4 protein-coding genes and 1 pseudogene are annotated in these 4,331 nt (G+C 43.7%); 3 read left to right on the top strand and 2 right to left on the bottom strand.

The window, feature by feature from the left end; translation table 11 throughout:
* A partial coding sequence (locus HN980_01715) for a PhoH family protein (GenBank protein MBT6928201.1) occupies positions 1-765 on the bottom strand: 765 nt, incomplete at its 3' end.
* A 177-nt stretch (positions 766-942) separates the two neighbouring features.
* Between HN980_01715 and HN980_01710 the strand changes: the two genes are divergently transcribed.
* From HN980_01710 to HN980_01700, 3 genes and pseudogenes are all read left to right on the top strand, one after another.
* Positions 943-1,719 carry a hypothetical protein gene (locus HN980_01710; GenBank protein MBT6928200.1) on the top strand — a complete coding sequence of 259 codons (777 nt, stop codon included), beginning with the start codon at positions 943-945 and terminating at the stop codon, positions 1,717-1,719.
* 150 nt (positions 1,720-1,869) lie between these two features.
* Positions 1,870-3,153 carry a hypothetical protein gene (locus HN980_01705; protein MBT6928199.1) on the top strand — a complete coding sequence of 428 codons (1,284 nt, stop codon included), beginning with the start codon at positions 1,870-1,872 and terminating at the stop codon, positions 3,151-3,153.
* 277 nt (positions 3,154-3,430) lie between these two features.
* Positions 3,431-3,517: pseudogene (locus tag HN980_01700) on the top strand (polymer-forming cytoskeletal protein).
* 595 nt (positions 3,518-4,112) lie between these two features.
* Here the strand turns inward: HN980_01700 and HN980_01695 are convergent.
* Positions 4,113-4,331: M18 family aminopeptidase (locus tag HN980_01695; protein MBT6928198.1), on the bottom strand; the 219-nt coding region annotated here is incomplete at its 5' end.

Raw genomic sequence — 4,331 nt, 5'->3', positions numbered from 1 at the left:
AGTCTTCCCCGTGCCTGCTGGGCCGACGAGGGTAACGAGGTTGACGTCATCGCGAAGAAGAAGGTCTAAAGCACACTGCTGCTCGGTGTTTAGGGGCTTTATCCCCCAGATGTCTTTCTCTGGAGTGACGATAGGAACAAGTTTTTCGGCTTTGGAATCATAACGACCCACAACGTTAGACTTTTTCTCGGGAGTGCATAATGAGCAAAATTCGTTGGCATGCAGCTCTTTGTCGGCAAAAGGAAGAAATCCGTCGTGGAAAAATGCTTCGAGTTCTTCTTTCGATACCTCGACCTCACGAAGACCGCGATATATTGTGTCGTACGAAGCCTTTAGGTTTTCATAGTCTTCAGCTTCGAGACCAAGAGCTTCGGCTTTTACGCGAGCAGCAAAATCCTTGGAAACAAAAATAACATGCTCACCACGCTCGCGAAGAAGATCGGCAGCCATGATTATCTGATTCTGCTTCTTTGGAATACTGAAAATCGTGCCTTTGTCGGACTTCGTCTCAAGGAAAATCTTCACTGTACCACCATGGTCAAGAGTGATGCCTTCGCGGAGATTGCCCTTTCCTGCCCTCGATAAATCGTCAAGCATCCTAATGACACTGCGAGCATTTTGGCCAAGATCGGTAGGGACCTTCTTCATGGAATCCAACTCCTCCAAAATAAAAAGAGGAAGGACAATGTTACCGCCAGGAAATTGCTCCAAAGCTGTAGGGTCGTGAAGTAATACGTTAGTGTCTAAAACAAATGTCTTCGCCATAAAAATTCCCTCGTGTATTGTTATTAAAAAGCACTATACAAATAACAGACGCCAAAAAAACTTACAACAACGAAAAACTCAGCACTTTGGGATGTAGAGTGCTAAGAAAGACGTTGACATCGAAGCGCCACTATGGTAAAGTCGTGGCATATTAATATATTTTATCAGGGTATTACCATGAAAATCACCGAAAAAATCTTAAGCATACCACCGTATATCTCCGTTTCTTGGCATGACATCACCGCCGTTCATGTCGAGGGTGATAAAAAAGATTCTCCTCGCGTTGTCATCATAATTTTGATTGACGGCTCACGTGTTGAGATCCCCGATCTTTCCGATGATATCATAGACACTATTTTTGATATCCATGCATCATATCTAGAGCACGAGCCCGAAAACGGATCCTTGTTAGACCCAGATTCCCAAGAATTCCAGGATAAACTTAGCGATGCTTTTACTCAGGCATCGGACCTTATGAAATGGTCTGGTGGTGATGTTGAAAATCAGGGTCCGATACCAGGCGAAATACCTATGCAGTTTGGCATGGGCGGCAACATCGATGGTATGGGCGATATATTACACCACAACCCCGAATATGCCAATGCGCCGTCGTTGCCCGACGAGATCCTTACGAAAATCTCGGCAATATCGAGTATTATCGCCGACGATACCGATATATATGAATCTCTCAGCGCTGTCGATGGATGTAACTGCATCCACTGCCAAATCGTCCGTGCTATGCGTGGCGATGTCGAAGAGCTCGACGAAGAAGAGGTTTCTGACGAAGATTTGAAATTCCGCGAATGGGACATCTCGCAGATCGGAGAGAAGCTGTACGAAGTTTCTAACCCACTGGACAGCACCGAGCATTACAATGTATATCTTGGCGAGCCGATGGGATGCACCTGCGGAAAGAAAAACTGCGAGCATCTCCGCGCCGTCTTAGAAACGTAAAAATAGCGTATAGTAAAAGCACTGATAACTGGTCACTGGTCACTGGTCACTGAAAAAGCTCCGAACTATAATTTTTTTAGGTTTGAGAAAAAAATGGATATATGATAAGTATATAGTTTACAAATCATATTTTCCTAGGGAGTTATTATTATGATAAGGGCATTATTTTTTTCCATTATAGCAACAACGACGTTCGTCGTCATGCCGAGCTTCGTCGCCGCCGATGAAGACATCATCGTCGCCGAAGATGTTATCGTCGCTGAAGACGAACACTATTCACAAGATCTAGAGATGTTCACTGGAAAGGTGACTGGAGATCGGGTACGCATGCGTGTCAAGCCGACCCTTATCGATAGCACTATCATCAGAGAATTTAATAGGTCAGACCTAGTACTTATCGACGGAGAAGTCGATGGCTTCTATGCAGTAACACCTCCAAAAGAGATGAAAGCGTATATCTTTAGAACATACGTCCTAGATGGCGTCGTCGAAGGCACCGGCATAAACGTACGGCTCGCCCCAGATGTTGAAGCACCAATCGTTGCGCAGCTAAATACCGGCGATACTGTCGACGGACATATCAGCGACATCAGCAACAAATGGCTAGAAATAACTTCGCCGGAGTCAGTACGCTTTTATATCGCAAAAGAATACGTTACTAACGCCGGTGATGAGAACTATATTACGATGATGGCAGGACGTGGACAAGAAGCAGAGCAAGCATTGTCGACGGCTGCACTGACAGGAGAGTCTGAGATAAATAAACCTTTTGAAGAGATAAGCATCGAAAGAGTGAAGCAGGGCTTCGAAGATATCATCATCAGCTACAACGACTTCCCTGAGCAAGTAGAGAAAGCACAAGAAGCTCTAGCGCTAGTACAAGAAGCATACCTACAGAAAAAGGTGGCCTTCCTTGAAACAAGGACACAGAAGACAGCAGAAGAACTTCGCGCTAAAGGAGAGAAACTCGCCGAAGGCATTAAGCAGTTCGCCGGCGATGAAAATCTCGACATCGTTACCGTCTCAGAAGGCGTAGACGTCAACACAGAGGCATTATTTGAAATGCACCTCGTCAGTGGAAACGAAACTATCATGCTAGACATGACAGATAAGATGCGTATTTGGACGCCTAAAGAACAGGCACTATACGAATCATGGAAAACCGATAACGAAGACAAAAATATCGTAGAGTTCTACGAAGAGCAGAAGATTGATGCCAAGAAGATAACAGGCATACTGGAGCCATACTCCGCAGTAGTAAAAAATAAGCCTGGAGACTTTGTCGTACTCAAACACGGAATACCAGTGGCATACATATATAGCACTAATGTAGACCTACAAGAAAAAGTAGGAAAAGAAGTCGCCGTAATAGGACTCGAACGCTCGAACAACGACTTCGCGTTCCCAGCATACTTCGCTGTCTCTATAGAATAAAGAGAGCTAAAAGATCTGAAAAATGATAAGACCTTTGCTGTTTTCACGGCAAAGGTCTTTTTTGTGTGCCATTCGTGCACTATGCCGTTTGTTTGATTCGACAATACATAATAAAGATCCTCACGCAAAACAAATAAATATTTGACTTTTAATCATATTAATATTATAATTGCTGCATAAAATAACAAATAGCTTATATATATTAAATATAAAACAACAAACAAAAGGATAAAAAATTATGGTTGCATTAGTAGAAGGAGCGTCATCAATAGGAGGACCACCAACAAGAACACCACCACCGCCACCACCATCAACACCACCATCAACACCACCATCAACACCACCATCAACACCACCACCACCAATACCACAAGAAACACCAATAGCAATACCAGCATCAATAAGAAGACTGCTTAATATGCGTCCTCTAGCTAAAGAGTCTTGCTATTTGGCTTATTCTGTTGGTGCTACAGTTTTAGTTGCTACAGCTTTTAGCAGCCCAGTAGGAGCAGCAGGAGGTGCTGTTTTGGGTGGAGTTGGATATTTGGCAAACAAGCCTATTAGCTCAATATTCAGAAAAGTTTTTAAGCTCCACAAACAGAGTGTCAGAATAAGTCCAAGAGCAATTGGCGTATTGGCAGCCAATGTTTTTGCTATTGCTGGGGTATATTCAGGGATATCATCGCTATTAGGATATTCTATTACATTTGGATCCGCGCTATTATTAAGCACAGCAGAGTGTATTGCTGCGCTTACTACTATTGTTGCAACTGCTGCTTTGGCTTTGATTGTGATAGGTGTTGCAGCATGTGGCTATAAAATCTATCAAGCTCAGACGCAGAAACAAACTCTGCAGGGAATCGAACAGCATATTCAGCATATTCAGCATATTGAATAAGCATTAAAAAACTCTAAGTGCGACAAAAAAGCTTCTTCAGTATTTCCTGAAGAGGCTTTTTTTATGCTTCGCAGCCGTCGATCAGGAACTTTTCAAGGAGCTTGCACAGCGCAATGTGGTCGTGGCACGACATCAGCTCTCTACACGAATGCATCGACAGTATGGGCTCGCCGATGTCGACGGTCTTTATCCCCAAAGAAGTGGCATGGATGGGGCCGATTGTTGAGCCTCCTCTGATGTCGTTCCTCGTGATATAACGTTGGAGTTTTATCTTATGCTT

Source organism: Waddliaceae bacterium (genome assembly GCA_018694295.1).
Lineage (GTDB): Bacteria > Chlamydiota > Chlamydiia > Chlamydiales > JABHNK01 > JABHNK01.
The sequence above is the reverse complement of the archived record's forward strand: the minus strand, read 5'-3'. Positions and strand labels throughout refer to the sequence as shown.

Coding starts and splice junctions, on each gene's coding strand:
- HN980_01710 (MBT6928200.1), top strand. CDS start 943: ATGAAAATCACCGAAAAAATCTTAAGCATACCACCGTATATCTCCGTT.
- HN980_01705 (MBT6928199.1), top strand. CDS start 1,870: ATGATAAGGGCATTATTTTTTTCCATTATAGCAACAACGACGTTCGTC.